The sequence below is a fragment of the Sphingopyxis sp. genome (assembly GCF_035686825.1).
Taxonomy (GTDB): domain Bacteria; phylum Pseudomonadota; class Alphaproteobacteria; order Sphingomonadales; family Sphingomonadaceae; genus Sphingopyxis.
Genome location: NZ_DASRYZ010000001.1, coordinates 122,687 through 139,645 on the forward strand (window position 1 = coordinate 122,687; position 16,959 = coordinate 139,645).

The 16,959-nt window shown below is 66.1% G+C and carries 13 protein-coding genes; 8 read left to right on the forward strand and 5 right to left on the reverse strand.

All coding sequences use genetic code 11. The features are described 5' to 3' along the window. Positions 1-18: 18 nt before the first annotated feature. Positions 19-1,698: a hypothetical protein gene (locus VFG17_RS00535; RefSeq protein ID WP_325027527.1), complete on the forward strand. Its 1,680-nt coding sequence runs from the start codon at positions 19-21 to the stop codon at positions 1,696-1,698. Between the two features lie 3 nt (positions 1,699-1,701). Here the strand turns inward: VFG17_RS00535 and VFG17_RS00540 are convergent, their stop codons facing one another. Beyond that, the gene (locus VFG17_RS00540; RefSeq protein ID WP_325027528.1) at positions 1,702-2,757 is read right to left on the reverse strand and encodes a LacI family DNA-binding transcriptional regulator; all 1,056 of its coding nucleotides are present in this window, start codon (positions 2,755-2,757) and stop codon (positions 1,702-1,704) included. A 172-nt stretch (positions 2,758-2,929) separates the two neighbouring features. Between VFG17_RS00540 and kduI the strand changes: the two genes are divergently transcribed. The 4 genes from kduI to VFG17_RS00560 all read left to right on the forward strand — a co-directional run bounded on the left by kduI (position 2,930) and on the right by VFG17_RS00560 (position 7,084). Further along, complete coding sequence (gene kduI, locus VFG17_RS00545) at positions 2,930-3,772, forward strand: 5-dehydro-4-deoxy-D-glucuronate isomerase (RefSeq protein ID WP_325027529.1); 843 nt, start codon at positions 2,930-2,932, stop codon at positions 3,770-3,772. Between the two features lie 117 nt (positions 3,773-3,889). Then, on the forward strand, positions 3,890-4,642 hold the full coding sequence (gene kduD / locus VFG17_RS00550; RefSeq protein ID WP_325027530.1) for a 2-dehydro-3-deoxy-D-gluconate 5-dehydrogenase KduD: 753 nt from the start codon (positions 3,890-3,892) through the stop codon (positions 4,640-4,642). Then, entirely contained in the window at positions 4,639-5,658 is a 1,020-nt protein-coding gene (locus VFG17_RS00555) for a sugar kinase (protein ID WP_325027531.1), read from the forward strand. Before kduD ends, VFG17_RS00555 begins: the two co-directional genes overlap by 4 nt. Beyond that, entirely contained in the window at positions 5,645-7,084 is a 1,440-nt protein-coding gene (locus tag VFG17_RS00560) for a carboxylesterase/lipase family protein (RefSeq protein WP_325027532.1), read from the forward strand. Before VFG17_RS00555 ends, VFG17_RS00560 begins: the two co-directional genes overlap by 14 nt. On the opposite strand, the gene VFG17_RS00565 is transcribed toward VFG17_RS00560, so the two are convergent. The 3 genes from VFG17_RS00565 to VFG17_RS00575 are packed head-to-tail and all read right to left on the reverse strand — an operon-like array spanning position 7,081 to position 9,826. Beyond that, positions 7,081-8,052, reverse strand: a complete 972-nt coding sequence (locus tag VFG17_RS00565; protein ID WP_325027533.1) for an alpha/beta hydrolase — start codon at positions 8,050-8,052, stop codon at positions 7,081-7,083. The genes VFG17_RS00560 and VFG17_RS00565 overlap by 4 nt on opposite strands. Beyond that, positions 8,049-8,450, reverse strand: a complete 402-nt coding sequence (locus tag VFG17_RS00570) for a cupin domain-containing protein (RefSeq protein ID WP_325027534.1) — start codon at positions 8,448-8,450, stop codon at positions 8,049-8,051. Before VFG17_RS00570 ends, VFG17_RS00565 begins: the two co-directional genes overlap by 4 nt. Next, positions 8,447-9,826: a pectate lyase gene (locus VFG17_RS00575; protein ID WP_325027536.1), complete on the reverse strand. Its 1,380-nt coding sequence runs from the start codon at positions 9,824-9,826 to the stop codon at positions 8,447-8,449. Before VFG17_RS00575 ends, VFG17_RS00570 begins: the two co-directional genes overlap by 4 nt. 259 nt (positions 9,827-10,085) lie before the next feature. Here VFG17_RS00575 and VFG17_RS00580 point away from each other — a divergent pair, with 259 nt between their 5' ends. Continuing rightward, positions 10,086-12,881: a TonB-dependent receptor gene (locus tag VFG17_RS00580; RefSeq protein ID WP_325027537.1), complete on the forward strand. Its 2,796-nt coding sequence runs from the start codon at positions 10,086-10,088 to the stop codon at positions 12,879-12,881. Between the two features lie 95 nt (positions 12,882-12,976). After that, a complete protein-coding gene (locus tag VFG17_RS00585; RefSeq protein ID WP_325027637.1) occupies positions 12,977-14,572 on the forward strand; it encodes a family 43 glycosylhydrolase in 1,596 nt (531 codons plus the stop codon). On the opposite strand, the gene VFG17_RS00590 is transcribed toward VFG17_RS00585, so the two are convergent. Continuing rightward, entirely contained in the window at positions 14,569-16,065 is a 1,497-nt protein-coding gene (locus VFG17_RS00590; RefSeq protein ID WP_325027538.1) for an altronate dehydratase family protein, read from the reverse strand. The genes VFG17_RS00585 and VFG17_RS00590 overlap by 4 nt on opposite strands. Before the next feature lie 109 nt (positions 16,066-16,174). Between VFG17_RS00590 and VFG17_RS00595 the strand changes: the two genes are divergently transcribed. Further along, positions 16,175-16,957, forward strand: coding sequence for a 2-keto-4-pentenoate hydratase (locus VFG17_RS00595; protein WP_325027539.1), 783 nt, complete (start codon positions 16,175-16,177; stop codon positions 16,955-16,957). Positions 16,958-16,959: the final 2 nt, after the last annotated feature.

Genomic DNA, 16,959 nt, shown 5'->3' on the forward strand with positions numbered 1-16,959 from the left:
GCAAGGAGTAATCGGGTGATGATTTCGGGTAATCGGCGTGCGCGCCTTGTTTCCATTCTGGCGCTCGGCGCGGCGCTGATTTTTCCCGCGCAGGCGCAGCCGGCGAAACTGCCCAAAATCCTGTCGGACCCCGCGACGGCGGCGGCGAACCCGCTCCCCGATTTTTCCTATGCGGGCTATGGTTTCGGTCTCGCGCCGATTCCCGCCGATGCCGGGACAATCATCGACGTGACCGATCATGGAGCGATCCCCGACGACGGGCTCGACGACAGCAAGGCGGTGCTCCGCGCGCTCGCTGCGGCCAATGCGGTGAAGGGCAAGGTGACGCTGCGCTTCCCCAAGGGGCGCACGCAGATCACCGAAATATTGCGCATCACGCGCAGCGACATCATCCTCGACGGCGCGGGCGACGGCCCGGGCGGCAGCGAGCTCTGGTTTCCGCGCCCGCTCAAGCTGATCGACAAAAGCCACGATTACGACGAGCTGCGCGCATATCTGGTGCGCGAGAAGAAGCAGCAGGTCGAGCCCGAGCATAATATCGACTATCTCTTCACCGAATATACCTGGGCGGGCGGGATGATCACTGTCGCGCCCGCAGGCAGCCGTCCGGTCTCCTACGACGGGACGAAGGATGTGCGCGACCCGGTGCTGGCGACCGGGGTATCGGGCAAGCAGTTCGCTCGCACGCTGACGGTCGACGATCCGTCAAAGCTCAAGGTCGGCGACGTCGTCCAGCTGCAATGGTTTTCGGTCGACGGGCCGAAGAGCAAGATTCTGAAATCGCTTTACGGCGACACCGACCTGCCGATCGGCTCGCACCACTGGACCTTCCCGAACCGTCCGGTGGTCGCGCAGGCGACGCGCGTCGCGGCGATCCGCGGCAAGACGGTGACGCTGGGCGATCCGCTGCTCCACGACATCCGCGCCGACCAGCCTGCGGTGGTCGCCGACTGGAAGCATCTGACCAACGTCGGCATCCAGAATCTGCGGCTGCAATTTCCCGAAGCGCCCGCCTTCGGCCATCATCTCGAGCAGGGCTATAACGGCATCTATATGACCGGCGTGTTCGATGGTTGGATCCGCGGACTGACGATCGACCGGGCGGACAGCGGTATCCTCACCGACAATGCCGCGAACCTGACGATTTCCGACATCATAACGACGGGCGACCGCCGCGCGCATTATTCGGTGCATGTCGGCGCGGTGCACAATGTGCTGGTCAAGGATCTGAAGGTCGAAAATCCTGTCGTCCACCCGCTCAGCATCAACACGCGCTCGACACGCTCGGTGTTCCTGCGCTCGGTCGTCGACCGCGACGCGATCATCGACCAGCACAGCGGGTCGAACCACCAGAATCTGTTCGATCAGGTCGAGATGCACATCGACCCGAAGCGGGGCGAGGACGGTTGGCAGTATCAGCTCTGGGTCGGCGGCGGCGCGCCTTACTGGAAACCCGGACACGGCCTCTACAACACGCTGTGGAACGCGAAGCTGGTGATGCCGGGCAGCGTGCCCGCCGACGCGACGGTGACGATCACGAGCGGGCTCGAAGGGCCGGGCGAGCGGATCGTCGGGCTGCACGCGAATCGGAAGATCCGGGTCAGCTACAATCCTACGCCCTATATCGAGGGCACAGGGCAGGCGGTCGGCGCCGCGCCGTCGCTCTACGAATATCAGCTCGCGCGCCGGCGGCGCTGAGGGTCAGCGCCCGGGTGGTGCGGCGACCGATTGCCGCTCGACAAAGGTCGAGGCGAGCACATTGCTTTCGTCGCCCGCCGCCTTGGCGCCCGGCCCGAGGAAGTCGGGAACCAGCGTCTGCGCGGCGCGGATACCCATCTCGCGGATCGGCCAGCGCACGGTGCTGAGCGCGGGCCAGATATGCGTCGCGGTCGGGCTGTCGTCGAAGCCGATGATCGACAGCTCGCCCGGCACCTTGATGCCCTTGCCATGCGCGACGCTCATCAACCCCGCCGCCATCTCGTCGTTCGAGCAGAAGACCGCGGTCGGCGGCGCGGCGAGCGAGAGTAAGGCCTCGCCCGCCTCGATCCCCGCAGTGTAACGGTAATTGCCAGGCGCATAAAGTTCGGGGGGGAGATCGAGGCCGGCTTCGGCGAGCGCCTCGCGGAACCCCTCTTCGCGCTCGGCGGCCGAGCGGAAACCGACGGGGCCGCGCACGAAGCCGATGCGGCGGTGGCCGAGCGCGACGAGCCCGCGCACCGCCTCGGCGACCACCTCGCGGTCGTTCGACGAGATGCAGCGCTTCGCATCGTCGATCCGCGCCGACCCGATGCGGACATAGCGCACGCCAAGATCCTCGCAGAGCGCGGCGAGATCGTCATTCTCCGAGATCGGGGGCAGCAGCATCGCGCCGATCGGCCGCTGCTTTTCAAGGAAGGTGCGGACGTCGTCGAGCATCTTGTCCGACCCGCGGTCGACGGGGCGGACGAGCAGCGCCAAGTCGCTGTCCTTGATCGCGTCGAGCACCCCGCGCTGGAAGTTGAGCACGGTCTGCGCGTTCGGATTGTCGTGGAGCAAAGCGATCAGGAAGTTGCGGCGAAAGGCAAGCGCGCGCGCCTGCGGATTTGGGACGAAGCCGAGCTGCTCGATCGCCTTTTCGACCGCCGCGCGCGTCTTGTCGGTCAGGAATTCGGACCGGTTGATCACCCGGCTCACCGTCTTCTTCGACACTCCCGCCAGCGCCGCGACATCGTTGATCGTCGGCTGCTTGCCCCCCGGCCCCTTATTTTGTGCCGCCATATTCGCTCTTTCCCCTGCGGGGCCTCTGGCCAGGCTCGCGCTTTCCTATGCTGATGGGCGCTCGAAAGCGTAAAATCAACGCCCGGCGGGGTTGCCAACACCTCTTGACACCGGTTACCATAAAAACTAGCAAGGCGGCAAGCCCAGAAATATCGAGCGAGGATGCGATCCCATGTTTTCCAAGACCTATTACGCCACCCATCCCGTGATGATGGAGGAGGTGTCGAATGCGGAGCTGCGCGATCGCTACCTGATCCAGAATCTGTTCCGCACCGGCGAATGCGTCCTCAATTACACCCACGCCGACCGTTTCGTGATCGGCGGCGTCGCGGTCGGTGCGGCGCCGGTCAAGCTGCCGGCGCAGACCGAGCCGCCGTCGGCCGCGGGGCATCCCTTCCTCGAACGCCGTGAACTCGCGATCGTCAACGTCTCGTCGGTCGAAGGCACGGTGACCGTCGACGGCGAGAGCTTCACGCTCGGCAACAAGGATTGCCTCTATGTGACGATGGGCGCGAAGGACGTCAGCTTCGCGGGCGAGGGCGCACGCTACTATCTGGCGTCGTGCCCGGCGCACAAGGCGTTCACCACGCGCAAGCTCGGCATCGCCGATGCCAATGCGCTCGACCGCGGCAGCCTCGCCGAATCGAACGAGCGCACGATCTTCCAGCTCGTCATCCCCGGCGTATGCGACAGCGCGCAGCTCGTCATGGGCCTGACCGTGCTCAAGGAAGGCAGCGTCTGGAACACGATGCCGCCGCACATCCACGAGCGGCGCAGCGAGATCTATTTCTATTTCGAACTCGACAATGTCGACACCGACCGCGTCATGCACTTCATGGGCGAGGGCGAGGCGACGCGCCACATCGTCATGCAGAATGAGGAAGCGGTGATCTCGCCGCCCTGGTCGATCCACATGGGCGCGGGCACGAAATCCTACGCCTTCATCTGGGCGATGGCGGGCGAGAATCAGGATTATACCGACATGAACGTCCTCGACATCTGTCAGCTGAGCTAGAGCCGTCTTTGCTTCCTTCGTCACCCCGGACTTGATCCGGGATCCATTGGGGAGCGAGGCGCAGCAAGTCATGGACCCCGGATCAAGTCCGGGGTGACGAAAGGATAAGACGGAACGATGAAGATGTTCGACCTCACAGGAAAAGTCGCGCTCGTCACCGGCGCCAACACCGGCATCGGGCAGGGGATCGCGGTCGCGCTCGCCGAAGCCGGGGCCGACATCGCCGCCGCGGGCCGCTCGCCCGCCGACGAGACCGTTGGCAAGGTCCGCGGGCTCGGGCGCAGGGCCGAGAATTTCTCCGCCGACCTGTCGAGCGTCGGCGCGGTGCAGCCGCTCGTCGATGCGGTGCTCGCCGAGTTCGGCCGCATCGATATCCTCGTCAACAATGCCGGCATCATCCGCCGCGCCGACGCGGTCGACTTCACCGAAGCCGACTGGGACGCGGTGATGGACACCAATTTGAAGACGCTCTTCTTTCTCTGCCAGAGCGTCGGCCGCCACATGATTGCGCGCGGTTCGGGCAAGATCGTCAACATCGCCTCGATGCTGACCTTTCAGGGCGGCATCCGTGTGCCGAGCTACACCGCGTCGAAATCGGGGGTCGGCGGGCTGACCAAGCTGCTCGCGAACGAATGGGCCGCAAAAGGCGTGCAGGTCAACGCGATCGCGCCCGGCTATATCGCGACGAACAACACCGCCGCACTGCAATCGGACGAGACGCGCAACCGCCAGATCATGGAGCGCATCCCCGCCGGGCGCTGGGGCGATCCCAGCGACATCGGCGGCGCCGCTGTCTTCCTCGCCTCGTCGGCATCGGACTATGTCCAGGGCCATATCCTCGCCGTCGACGGCGGCTGGCTGGCGCGGTGAGCGGCACCGAGGGCAAGCTGGTCTTTTTCGGCGAACTGCTGATCCGCCTGACCGCGCCGGGCAACGAGCTGCTGATGCAATCGCCGTCGCTGTCGCTCCACGTCGGCGGCGCCGAGGCGAATGTCGCGATCGGCCTCGCGCATCTCGGTCACGACTGCGCGATGGTCAGCAAGATTCCTTCGAACGCACTGGGTCGCGGTGCGGTGGCGGCGGTGCGCGGTGCAGGCGTCGACTGCGCCGCCGTCACGCTTCATCCGGGGCGCATGGGGCTCTATTTCCTCAGCGTCGGCGCCGGGCTGCGCGCGTCGGAGATCGTCTACGACCGCGCCGGATCGAGCTTCGCGGCGACCGGGCCCGAAGATTATGACTTCGACCAATTGCTCGCGGGCGCCGGCCTGCTGCACCTGTCGGGCATCACCCCCGCGCTCGGGCCACGCTCGGCCGAAGCGGCGCTCGGCGCGGCGCGCGCGGCGAAGCGGCTCGGCGTGCCTGTCAGCTTCGACGGCAATTACCGCGCGATGCTGTGGGAAGCCTGGGACAGCGATCCGCGCAGGGTCCTCTCCGAACTGATCGGCAGCGCGGACATCCTCTTCGGCAACCACCGCGATCTGTCGCTCGTCCTCGGGCAGGAATTCAGCGGCGAAGGTGAGGACCGGCGCCGCGAAGCGGCTGAGGCGGGCTTCGCGGCTTTCCCGGCGCTCAAGCTCATCGCCTCGACCGCGCGTCACACGGCCACTGCCGACCATCACCGGATCGCGGCGCGCGTCGACCTCCGCGACTCCTGCCACCAGACCGCCGAGATCGACGTCACCGGCATCGTCGACCGCATCGGCGCGGGCGACGCTTTTGCCGCGGGCGTGCTCCACGCACACCTCGGCGGCGGCGATGCGCGCGCGATGGCCGAATCGGGTCTCGCGCTCACCTGCCTCAAACATTCGCTGCCGGGCGATGCGAGCCGCTTCGGACAGGCCGACATCGACGCCTTCCACGGCGGCGGGCTCGATGTCCGGCGCTGAGCTGACACGGCGCACACTTCTGGCGGCGGGCGCCGCCGTCGCGCTGTCGCCGCCGCTTCTCGCGCGAACCAGCAGCGAGGTGCGCACGTTCAAAGGCATACGCTATGGCAGCGCAAAGCGCTTCGAAGCGCCGGTCCCGCTGCTCGACAACCGCATTGCGCTCGGCGGTTTCGGCCCCGCTTGCCCGCAGCGCGGCGACCGCTATCGGCCGCAATCCGAGGACTGCCTGTTTCTCAACGTCTGGACGCCCGACATCGAGCAATCGGCGAAGCGTCCGGTCATGGTCTATTTTCACGGCGGCGCCTATTCGACCGGCAGCGTCACCGACCCGGTCAACGATGGTGCGGCGCTCGCGGCGCGCGGCGACGTCGTCGTGGTCACCGTCAACCACCGCCTCAACGCGCTCGGCTATCTCTATCTCGCGCGGCTCGACCCGCGCTTCCTCGACAGCGGCAATGCCGGGCAGCTCGACCTGATCGCGGCGCTGCAATGGATCGAGCGAAACATCGCGGCCTTTGGCGGCGATCCCGGCAATGTCACCGTCTTCGGCCAGTCGGGTGGCGGCGCGAAGATCGCGACCTTGATGGCGATGCCGGGGGCCAAGGGCTTGTTCCACAAGGCGATCACGATGAGCGGGCAGCAGGTCACCGCCTCGGGCCCGCTCAACGCGACCAGGCGCGCGGAGGCGTTCCTCGCCAAGCTCGGCAAGGATGTCGATCCAGCGACAGCTCCCGTCGAGCAACTCGTTGCGGCGCTGTCGGCGACCGACCCGATCCTCGGCGGCGGCGTCTATATGGGACCGGTGCTCGACATGAAGCATCTGACGCGCCATCCCTTCTGGCCCGACGCCGCGCCGCAGTCGCTCGGCATTCCGATGATGCTCGGCAACACGGTGATGGAGACGCGCGCCTTTTATGCGCCGGACGGCAAGCAGCTCGCGGGGCTCGATTTCGACAACCTCGCGGCACGGATCGCGCCCGAGATGCGGATCGATATCCACCCCGAATGGGCGGTGGCAGAGTTTCGCACGCGCTACCCGAAAGCCGAACCGCTCGAACTCTTCCACCGCATCGTCACCGCGGCGCGTAGCTGGCGCGGGCAGGTCGAGGAAGCCGAAGCGCGCGCCCGCGCCGGGGCGCCTGCTTTCGTCTATCAGCTCGATTTCGAGGACGCGAAGCACACCGATGACATCGGCCTCAGCTTCGGCACGGTGCCCGATCCGACCCCGGCGCAGCAGGCGATGAGCGAGCGCGTCATGGACGCCTTCGTCCGCTTCGCCCGCACCGGCCATCCGGGCTGGCCCGCCTATGATCTCGCCCGGCGGCAAACGATGATCTTCGATATCGAGAGCCGCATCGAACACGACCCGCGCCAGTGGGAACGCGAGCTGTTCGCGCGCGTGCCCTATATCCAGCCCGGCAGCTAAACGATCTCGTGCGAGGCGAGCCAGTTCCACAGCAGCTCGGGCCAGATCGCGACGGGTAGCCCCGCACTCTTCATCAACCCGAAACCATGCCCGCCGCGCTCGAAGAAATGCGTCTCGACCGGCGCGCCGATGCCGCGCGTCGCTTCGCGTAGCCGCACGCTGTTTTCGACCTTCACGACCTCGTCATCCTCGGCGTGGAGCAGCCAGAGCGGCGGCTGGTCGGCGCGGACATTGCGTTCGGGGGAGTAGAGTTTTTCGCGCGCCGCATCGGGACTCGCGCCGATCAGCTTCTCGCGGCTCATCGCATGCGCGATCGCGGGGTCCATCGACACCACCGGATAGATGGCCGCGAGCGCATCGGGGCGCGCCGCCAGCGCGTCGACGGCGTCGACCGGAGCGTAAACTTTCGCATCGAAGCGCGTGAGCAGGCTCGTCGCGACCTGTCCGCCGGCCGAGAAGCCGCCGAAGGCGACGCGCGCCGGGTCGATGCGGTCTGTCTTCGCGCGGCTGCGCACGAGCCGCACCGCGCGCTGCGCGTCGGCGAGTGGGACATCGGCGCCGTTGGTCCAGCCGTCGCCGGGCAGGCGATAGAAAAGGACATAGACGGTGACGCCGCGCGCCGTCAGCCAGCGCGCGAGTTCATAGCCTTCCTTGTCGACCACGACATAGCGATAGCCGCCGCCGGGCGCGAGGATCACCGCCGCGCCATTGGGTTTGGCCGGGCGGAAGATGTCGAGCCGCGGACGCGTGATGCCCTCGAGCATCCGGTCGCTGGCATTGGGGTCGTCGCTGCGCTGAACGACCCGTTCGATCAGGCCCGCAGGCGGCTCGATATGGCCCTCGGACCAGAGCATTACGCTCGCATCGGGGGTCAGGCCCGCGGGCCGCGTCCACGCCGCGCGCGCCGCCGCGCTCGCAAGGGGCAGGGCGAGGCTCGCGGTCAGCAGCGCGCGGCGGCCGACGGTCATTGCCCGGCCGCCTGGTTCGGATAGGCGATGATCAGCACCAGCGGCTCGCTGCCCGTCTGGCGGATGCCGACCTTCGCGCCCTTGTAGAGCCACGCCGCGGTTCCGGCTTTCAGCGCCTTCTCCTCGCCGTCCGAATGGACGATGCCGGTGCCCGAGAGGACATAATAAATCTCGTCATGGCCGATGGGGTGGATGCCGATCGCGGCGCCGATGTGCAGCGCGCGCTTGCGGAATTCGAAGCTGCGCGGCGCCGGGACCGCATCGCTGATCCGGTAAGCGGTCGACATGCCGATCGCGCCATGTGGCGGCGCTTCTTCGCGTAGCGTCGCGGCTTCGTCGATCACGACCATCGCGGGGGCGGCGGCGTTCGCGAGCAGGATCGCGAGCAGCGCGGTCATTGTCCCTCTCCGCGCGACGCGCGATCGCGCGCCGACAGATGCTCCTGCGGCAGCGGCGCGGTCTGGCCGGGGTAGCGGCCAGACTTCGGTTCCATCGTCGTGAGGTCCCAATCCTTCTCGACGAAGGGCGCGCGCACCGGCGCTTCGACCTTGGGATAGGCGCTGACCTGCTTTTCGTCGTCGATGACGTCGCCGCGCCCCTCGGCGACGAAGAAGAGGATGCGGATCTCCTCGGCATCGCGCGCCCAGGGACGCGCGCCGGCGGTCGCCAGCACCGAGGTTTCGACCTCGCGCACCGGCAGAATACGATAACTGTCGGTCGGCGCGAGCGGCGCTTTCGCGCGGATGAGCTTCGCCTGTGTTTCGCCATAGCGGCCGAATTCGGGAAGCGCGTTGCCGTGGCGGTCCACCGCCAGATTGTCCCGGCCATAATATTCGAGGTCGCCGTCGCCGCCGAGCATCAGAAAGGGCAGGCCTTCGTCGGTGTCGTTACCGCCGCGCAGGACATTGCCGATCGCGGTGATCTGGCCGGTGACATAATCATGGCCGACCCATTCGAGGTTCATGAGGTTGTAGTGCACTGCGCGGTGCTGCGGGTTGTAGATCAGATTGTTGATCATCAGCGCCTGCCCGCCGCCCTTGATCAGCGGATTGCGCTCGACATTATGCGCCCAGACGTTGCGGTAGAAGACGATGCCCGTCGCATTGTCGTGGATCAGCGATCCCTTGCTGTGCTCGCCCTTGGGATGGCTCGCGTCGGCGAGCCCTTCGGCGGCGAGATTGTTCGAAAAGCTGATGTTGTGGCTCGTTCCCTTGCGCCACTCCGCGACGCTCTTGCCGGTGAAGCGCGGGCCCGACGCCGACATATTCTCGTCGATCCCCCACAGGAAGGTGCAATGATCGACGACGACATTCTGCGCCGCGACGGTCGAGAAGGTATCGGCTTCCCACCCGCTGCGCTTGGGCTGGCCGTCGGCGCCGGTATAGACGCGCAGGTGGCGCATCACGACGTCGTGCGTCTTCACATCGATGCCGGTGCGGATCAGGGTGATCCCCGGTCCCGGCGCGGTCTGGCCGGCGATCGTCAGATAGGGATGTTTGATCTCGATCGTCTTGCGGCCCATGTCGATCACCCCGCCGACCTCGAACACGACGATGCGCGGCCCCGGCGTCTCGATCGCCGCCTTCAGCGACCCCGGGCCATCGGGGGCGAGCGTCGTCACGCGCAGGATCTTGCCGCCGCGTCCGCCCGGGGTCGCGGCCGCCGGACCGACCGCGCCGGGGAAAGCCGACGGCGCGGCATCGGCGGCCGACGCCGGTGCGGCCGGCATCGCAAGCGCCAGTAAAAGCGCGGTTATCCAAGGTTTCCGGCGCATCTCTCTCTCCCTATTCTTTGGGTATTGACACGGCTACCCATATCCTTCAATCTTCCTGACACCGGTTACCCCAATCGGTCAACGAGAAAATATTTCCAAGGGAGAGGGTCTGATCCGGTTCGTCGCGTCCAGCGGCGGCCTGTCATCACTCTCTGAAAAATCGACGGATGAAGCGGTCAGCCAAATCGTTTTATCCAGCAAAGTAACCGGTGTCATTTCTTGCGCAGGCGGGGGCAACGGGCGATAAGGGAGGATGATAATGGCAATTTATGCAACGCGGAGCGCTCGCGCTTTGACCCGGCTGGCGTGCGGCGCCTCGCTTGCCGCGCTGGCGCTGGCACCGGCCCACGCACAGGACGCCGCCACCGAAGCCGTCGCGAGCGAGGACGAGATCGTCGTCACCGGCTTCCGCGCCTCGCTCGACAAGGCGCTCGATCAGAAGCGCGACTCGATCGCGGCGGTCGACGTCATCGTCGCCGAGGATATCGCCAAATTCCCCGACCAGAATCTCGCCGAATCGCTTCAGCGCATCCCTGGCATATCGATCCAGCGCGACGCCGGCGAAGGCCGCGCGATCACCGTACGCGGGCTCGGCGCGCAATTCACCCGCGTCCGTCTCAACGGGATGGAAACGATCGCGACCTCGACCGACGGCGCTTCGGCGAACCGCGACCGCGCGTTCGACTTCAACGTTTTCGCGTCCGAACTCTTCACCTCGCTCGTCGTCCACAAGACGGCGTCGGCCTCGCTCGACGAAGGCTCGTTGGGGGCGGTCGTCGATCTCAACACCGGCAATCCGCTCGGCGGCAAGGAGGGCTTCACCGCCGTCGCCTCGGTTCAGGGGCGCTACAACGACCTGACCAAGGACGTCGATCCGCGCCTCGCGGGCCTTATCGCCTGGACCAATGCCGACCGGACCTTCGGCGTCTCCGCCTCGGTCGCCTGGGCCGATTACAAGACGCACGAACTCGGCAACAACAGCGTGCGCTGGGCGCAGGCGCCGTTCCGCAGCGTCGACGGTGTCACCTGCCTCGCCGGATCGAGCTTCGTCGCCAACCCGTCGGACGGCTGCATCGAGGTCGCCGAAGCCTTTCACCCGCGCATCCCGCGCTACGGCCTCGTCAGCCACGACCGCGAGCGCCTCGGCGCGACCGCGTCAATCCAGTGGGAACCGAGCGAAAACACCAAAATCTCGATCGACGGCCTTTATTCGACCTTCAAGGAGACGCGCGACGAATTTTGGGGCGAGGTGCTGCTGCGCAGCGAAGAGGACGCGATCGACGTGTCGAACTACACGATCGACGGCGACAACAACCTCATCGCCGCCGACCTCGACAATGTCTATGTCCGCACCGAACGCTATTCGCGCCAGAGCAAGACCGAATTCTACCAGATTTCGGGCCGCCTCGAACAGCGCCTGACCGACACCCTCGCGGTCAATCTTCTCGGCGGCATCTCCAAGTCGCAGGCCGACATTCCGGTCGAAACGACGCTCGCCTTCGACGATGTCGACGCGACCGGCTATCGCTACGATTATACGAATATGAAATATCCGCTGCTGACCTTCGGTGCCGGCATCGACGACCCCTCGTCTTTCGTGCTCGCCGAATTCCGCGACCGCCCGTCTTTCCTGACGAACAAGTTCAAGACCTTCGCGGCCGATTTCGACTGGGATGTCGCCGACCGGTTCAAGATGCGCGGCGGCGGTTTCTATCGCCAGTTCGATTTCGACACCGTCGGTTATCGCCGCGACAGCACCTATTGCAGCGCCTTCACCTGCGCGCCCGGCACCGGCGGGCTACCCGTCACGTCGGATATCGCGGACCTGTTCGAACTCGGCGACGCCGGGCAGCCGTCGGGCAACACCAACGCCTGGATCGTGCCCGATCTCGACGCGGGCACCGCGCTGATCGATCTCTATGGCCGCCCCGCGCAGCTTCAGCAGGGCGAACAGCGTGGCGTCACCGAAAAAACCTATGGCGGCTGGTTCATGGCGGAGTTCGAGACCGACGTGCTCGGCATGCGGATGACGGGCAATGCGGGCGTCCGCTATGCCAAGACCGATCAGTCGTCGTCGGGCTTCACCAGCGGCACCTTCGTCACGGTCGATCGGACCTATGACGACTGGCTGCCCTCGTTCAACGTCAATCTGCACCCGAGCGACAGCATCATCCTGCGCGGCGCTATCGCCAAGGTGATCACGCGTCCGACGCTGGGCAGCCTGACCCCGGGCGGTTCGGTCGACCAGTTCAATTTCCGGATCACCTCGGGCAACCCGTTCCTCGAACCCTATCGCGCGACCACCTTCGACCTCACAGCCGAATGGTATTTCGCACCGGGAGCGATCGCGTCGGTGGCGCTGTTCGCCAAGGATATCGAAAGCTTCCCGCTCTCGGACAGCTTCCAGGGCACCTATGCGTCGAGCGGCCTGCCGCTCGCGCTGCTGACGCCCGGGACGCCGGCCTATCAGGCGATCGTCGAGGGCGGCAATCCGGGCCGAGAGTTCGAATTCCGGACCACCGTCAACGGGCCCGGCGCCAGCCTGAAGGGCGTCGAGCTTTCGCTGCAACTGCCCTTCTCGGTCTTTTCGGATTCGCTGCGCCACTTCGGCGTGCTCGGCAACACGACCTTCGTGAAGAGCGACGTCGATTATACCGTTGCGGGTCCCCTGGCCTATGATCCTGCCGACAATCGGCTCGAAGCGCAGCCGGCTGGCACCTATACCCAGCCGCTGCTCGGTCTCGCCAAGCGCGCGTGGAATGCCACCATCTATTATGACGACGGCAAATTCTCGGTCCGCACTTCGGCGGCTTGGCGCAGCGGCTACAACGACAGCACCAGCGGCAACAACAATATCTTCGAAGGCTATGGCAGCTCGTTCAACGTCGACGCGTCGATCCGCTATGCGCTGACCGACAATATCGAACTGTCGATCGAGGGCACCAACCTGACCGACGATTACCGCTATCGCTTCACCGATCTCGACGCGAACCGCAATTACGAGAATAACCATTATGGCCGCACCTTCCTGTTCGGTGCGCGCCTCAAAATCTGACACGAACCAGTTCGTCCCGGTGAGGCCCGGCCTTCGCTTGCGGGGGCCGGGCCTTTCTTTTTTCCAAGGAGAGAAATGTGACCGATCGGCGCGATATGCTGAAACTGGCTGGAGCGGGATTGTTCGGGACGGGGCTGTCGGGCTTCGGCGCGTCGGCCGCCTTGGCCGGCGCGGCGCCCGCTTCACCCGGCCCCGCGCCAGCGTGGGCCAAAGGCTTCGATGGCCAGCGCAAGGCCGACCTTGGCGACGGGCGTTTCCTCAACCCGATCATGGCGGGCGACCATCCCGATCCGTCGATCCTGAAGGACGGCGCCGACTATTATATGACCTTCTCGACCTTCGATAGCTATCCGGGCCTGGTCATCTGGCATTCGCGCGATCTGGTGAACTGGCGCCCGATCGGCCCCGCGCTGACCCGCAATATCGGTTCGGTCTGGGCACCCGAACTCGTGAAGCATGAGGGCCGCTATTATCTCTACATTCCCACCAAGGGCCCGAACACCAGCTGGGTGATATGGGCCGACCGGATCGAGGGACCGTGGAGCGACCCCGTCGATCTCAATCTGCCGAACCATATCGACCCCGGTCATGCGGTTGGCGAGGACGGGTCGCGCTGGCTCTTCCTGTCGGGCGGCGACCGCGTCCGCCTCTCGGACGATGGCCTGTCGCGCATCGGCGAGCCCGAGCATGTCTATGACCCGTGGCGCTATCCGTCCGACTGGGTCGTCGAAGGCTTCGCGCCCGAAGGGCCGAAGATCACGCGGCGCGGCGACTATTATTACATGATCACCGCGGTCGGCGGCACCGCGGGACCGCCGACCGGCCATATGGTGATCGCCGCACGCTCGAAATCGATCCACGGTCCGTGGGAAAATTGCCCCGCCAACCCGCTCGTCCGCACCCGCTCGTCCGCCGAAAAATGGTGGTCGCGCGGCCATGCCACGCTCGTCGAAGGCCCGGCGGGCGACTGGTGGAGCGTCTATCACGGTTATGAAAATGGCTATTGGACGCTCGGGCGGCAGGCGCTGCTCGATCCCGTCGAATGGACCGATGACGGCTGGTTCCGGATGAAGGGCGGCGACCTGTCGCAGCCGCTCGCGAAGCCCGAGGGCGGCATGATCGCGGGACCGCATGGCATGGCGCTGTCGGATGATTTCAGCACGCTGGCGCTCGGCGCGAAATGGAATTTCTTCAAGCCCGCCCCCGACGAACGCAGCCGCGCGCGCGTCGAGGACGGCGCGCTGGTGCTGGCTGCGCGCGGCAAGGCGCCGGTAGACTCCGCGCCGCTACTCTTGATTGCGGGCGATCAGGCGTACCGCTTCGAATGCGATATCGAGATCGCGCCGGGCGGGACGGCGGGGCTGATCCTCTTCTATGACGAGAAGCTCTATTGCGGACTCGGCTTCGACGGCGCGCGGTTCGTGACCCACCAATATGGCATCGAGCGCGCGCGGCCCGTCAATCCGCACGGGAGCCGGATGCGGATGCGCGTCACCAACGACCGTCATATCGTCACCTATGACACGAGCGGCGACCGCGGAAAGACGTGGGTCCGCTTCGACCGCGGCATGGAGGTGTCGGGATACCACCATAATGTGCGCGGCGGATTCCTGATGCTGCGCCCCGGCCTCTATTCGGCGGGGGCGGGGGAGGCGCGCTTCCGCAACTTCACCTTCGCGGCGCTCGATTAAAGCGTCACGCCCGATTTCCAGATCGCGATATCGCGCTCTTCATTGGCTTCGGCCTTGGTCGGCGCGCCCGAGGCGGTGGCGGCGATCAGGTCGAGCAGCGCATCCGCGGTGTCGTCGAAGCCGGTATCGAGAACCTGCCCGGCGTCGAAGTCGATCCAGCCAGCCTTGCGCTGGGCCAGCGAGCTGTTCGACGCGATCTTCAGCGTCGGCGCCGGAAAGCCGAGCGGCGTGCCGCGCCCGGTCGTGAAGAGGATGACCGTCGCGCCCGCCGCGGTCAGCGCGGTCGACGACACCGCGTCGTTCCCGGGCGCTTCGAGCAGGGAGAGGCCGGGAAGCACCGCCTCGCCGCCATAACGACGGACATCGACGAGTGGCACCTTGCCGCCCTTCTGCACCGCGCCCAATGACTTTTCCTCGAGCGTGGTGATCCCGCCCGCGATATTGCCGGGCGAGGGATTTTCGCTCACCGGCTCGCCGTGGCGGATGAAATATTGCTTGAAATCGCGAACGAGCGCGACGGCGTCGTCGAACACCGCGCGCGACACCGCGCGGTCCATCAACATTTGTTCGGCGCCGAAGATTTCGGGAATTTCGGTCAGCACCACCTTGCCGCCCGCCGCCGCGACGGCATCGGCCATGCGCCCGACGAGCGGATTGGCGGTCAGCCCCGACAGGCCGTCCGACCCGCCGCATTTCACCCCGAGCACCAGCTTCGCCAGCGACACCTCGGTGCGCGGCGCGCCGGCGCAGCCTTGAGCCAGCTCGTCGACCAGCGCGAGGCAGGCGGCCTCGTCATCCTCGACCGCCTGCGCCGACAGTGTTCGGATATTCGTGCGGCGCTCGGCCGGGATCAAATCGAGCAGCGCGCCGAGCTGGTTGCTCTCGCACCCCAATCCGACGATCAGCACCCCGCCCGCATTGGGATGCTGCGCGAGCGCCGCGAGCAGCGCGCGCGTATGGCAGAGGTCGTCGCCGAGCTGCGAGCAGCCGAAGGGATGCTTGAAGGCATGGACGCCGTCGACACGCCCCGCATGGCGTTCGCCCGCGATTCGCGCGACGCGCGCGGCGAGATTGCCGACGCAGCCGACGGTCGGCAGAATCCAGATTTCGTTGCGCGTTCCGACGCGGCCGTCGGGGCGGAGATAGCCCGAAAAGGTCGGGGAGGGCGCGGCGGCGGGCGCCGCGCCGGCGGGTGAGGGCGCATAAAGATAGTCGCCGTCGCTACCGAGCGCGGTCGCCAGATTGTGGCTGTGCACATGCTCGCCGGGCGCGATGTCGGCGGTCGCGGTGCCGATCGGAAAGCCGTATTTGACCACCGCCGCGCCCCGCGCGATCGGCGCTATCGCAATCTTGTGCCCGCGTTCGATGGCGACCGATGCGCGAGGACCGCTATCGCCGAAGAGCACCTCGCCCGCAGCGATATCGGCAATCGCGGTCGCGACATTGTCCGCGTCGTGGACGCGGATCGCATGGATTTTGCCAACGCCGGTCATCGTCGCTTAGCATCCGGCAGGGCGAAGCAATTTGTCATACATCCGATATTCACTTGCCTTTGACACCGGTGTCTCTTACACCGCATCGCGAAATAGGGAAATGGGAAAGATGCTGGCGACAAGCGATCACGATAATATAGCGCGGGCCCTGATCGAGGCGCGTGCGCGAAAGACACCGCTTACCGCCTATCCCGGCGCGATGCCGCAGACGATGGCCGAGGCTTATGCGATCCAGGATCGCGCGATCGCGCTCGACGGCCGCCGCGTCGGCGGATGGAAGGTCGGGCGAATCGCGGCCGATCTCGTTGCCCGCTATGGCGGCAACCGCCTGACCGGTCCGATCTTCGCCGACGAAATTGTGGATGCCGCCGAACAGCCGGCGATGCCCGTCTATGCCGACGGCTTCGCCGCGGCCGAGGCCGAAGTGCTGCTCTGCTTCGGCGAGGTCGGCACGCGCGCTTATGATATCGACAGCGTGAAGGACTGCATCGCCGACGTCCGCACCGGCATCGAGATCGCGAGCTCGCCCTTCGCCGAAATCAACCGCCACGGCCCCGCGGTCACCGCGTCGGACTATGGCAACAACAAGGGGCTGATCCTCGGCCCGCCGATCGCCGACTGGCGGGGCGCCGATCTGATCCGCATGCCGGTCGCAATGGCGCTCGACGGCGAAACCGTCGGCACGGCGACGATGGAGGCCATGCTCGATGGGCCCTTTGGCTCTGCGCTGTTCCTGATCGACGTCTTGCGCGCGCGCGGCATAGCTATTCCACCCGGAACATGGGTGTCCGCGGGGGCGATCACCGGTATTCATGAAATCAGGCCGGGCCAGCGTGCCGAAGCAATCTTCGACGGAAAAATCCGCGTCGGCTGCTCGATCAGAAGCTTTTAGAG

Coding starts and splice junctions, on each gene's coding strand:
- kduD (WP_325027530.1), top strand. CDS start 3,890: ATGAAGATGTTCGACCTCACAGGAAAAGTCGCGCTCGTCACCGGCGCC.
- kduI (WP_325027529.1), top strand. CDS start 2,930: ATGTTTTCCAAGACCTATTACGCCACCCATCCCGTGATGATGGAGGAG.
- VFG17_RS00585 (WP_325027637.1), top strand. CDS start 12,977: ATGCTGAAACTGGCTGGAGCGGGATTGTTCGGGACGGGGCTGTCGGGC.
- VFG17_RS00590 (WP_325027538.1), bottom strand. CDS start 16,065: ATGACCGGCGTTGGCAAAATCCATGCGATCCGCGTCCACGACGCGGAC.
- VFG17_RS00540 (WP_325027528.1), bottom strand. CDS start 2,757: ATGGCGGCACAAAATAAGGGGCCGGGGGGCAAGCAGCCGACGATCAAC.
- VFG17_RS00595 (WP_325027539.1), top strand. CDS start 16,175: ATGCTGGCGACAAGCGATCACGATAATATAGCGCGGGCCCTGATCGAG.
- VFG17_RS00565 (WP_325027533.1), bottom strand. CDS start 8,052: ATGACCGTCGGCCGCCGCGCGCTGCTGACCGCGAGCCTCGCCCTGCCC.
- VFG17_RS00560 (WP_325027532.1), top strand. CDS start 5,645: ATGTCCGGCGCTGAGCTGACACGGCGCACACTTCTGGCGGCGGGCGCC.
- VFG17_RS00535 (WP_325027527.1), top strand. CDS start 19: ATGATTTCGGGTAATCGGCGTGCGCGCCTTGTTTCCATTCTGGCGCTC.
- VFG17_RS00575 (WP_325027536.1), bottom strand. CDS start 9,826: ATGCGCCGGAAACCTTGGATAACCGCGCTTTTACTGGCGCTTGCGATG.
- VFG17_RS00570 (WP_325027534.1), bottom strand. CDS start 8,450: ATGACCGCGCTGCTCGCGATCCTGCTCGCGAACGCCGCCGCCCCCGCG.
- VFG17_RS00580 (WP_325027537.1), top strand. CDS start 10,086: ATGGCAATTTATGCAACGCGGAGCGCTCGCGCTTTGACCCGGCTGGCG.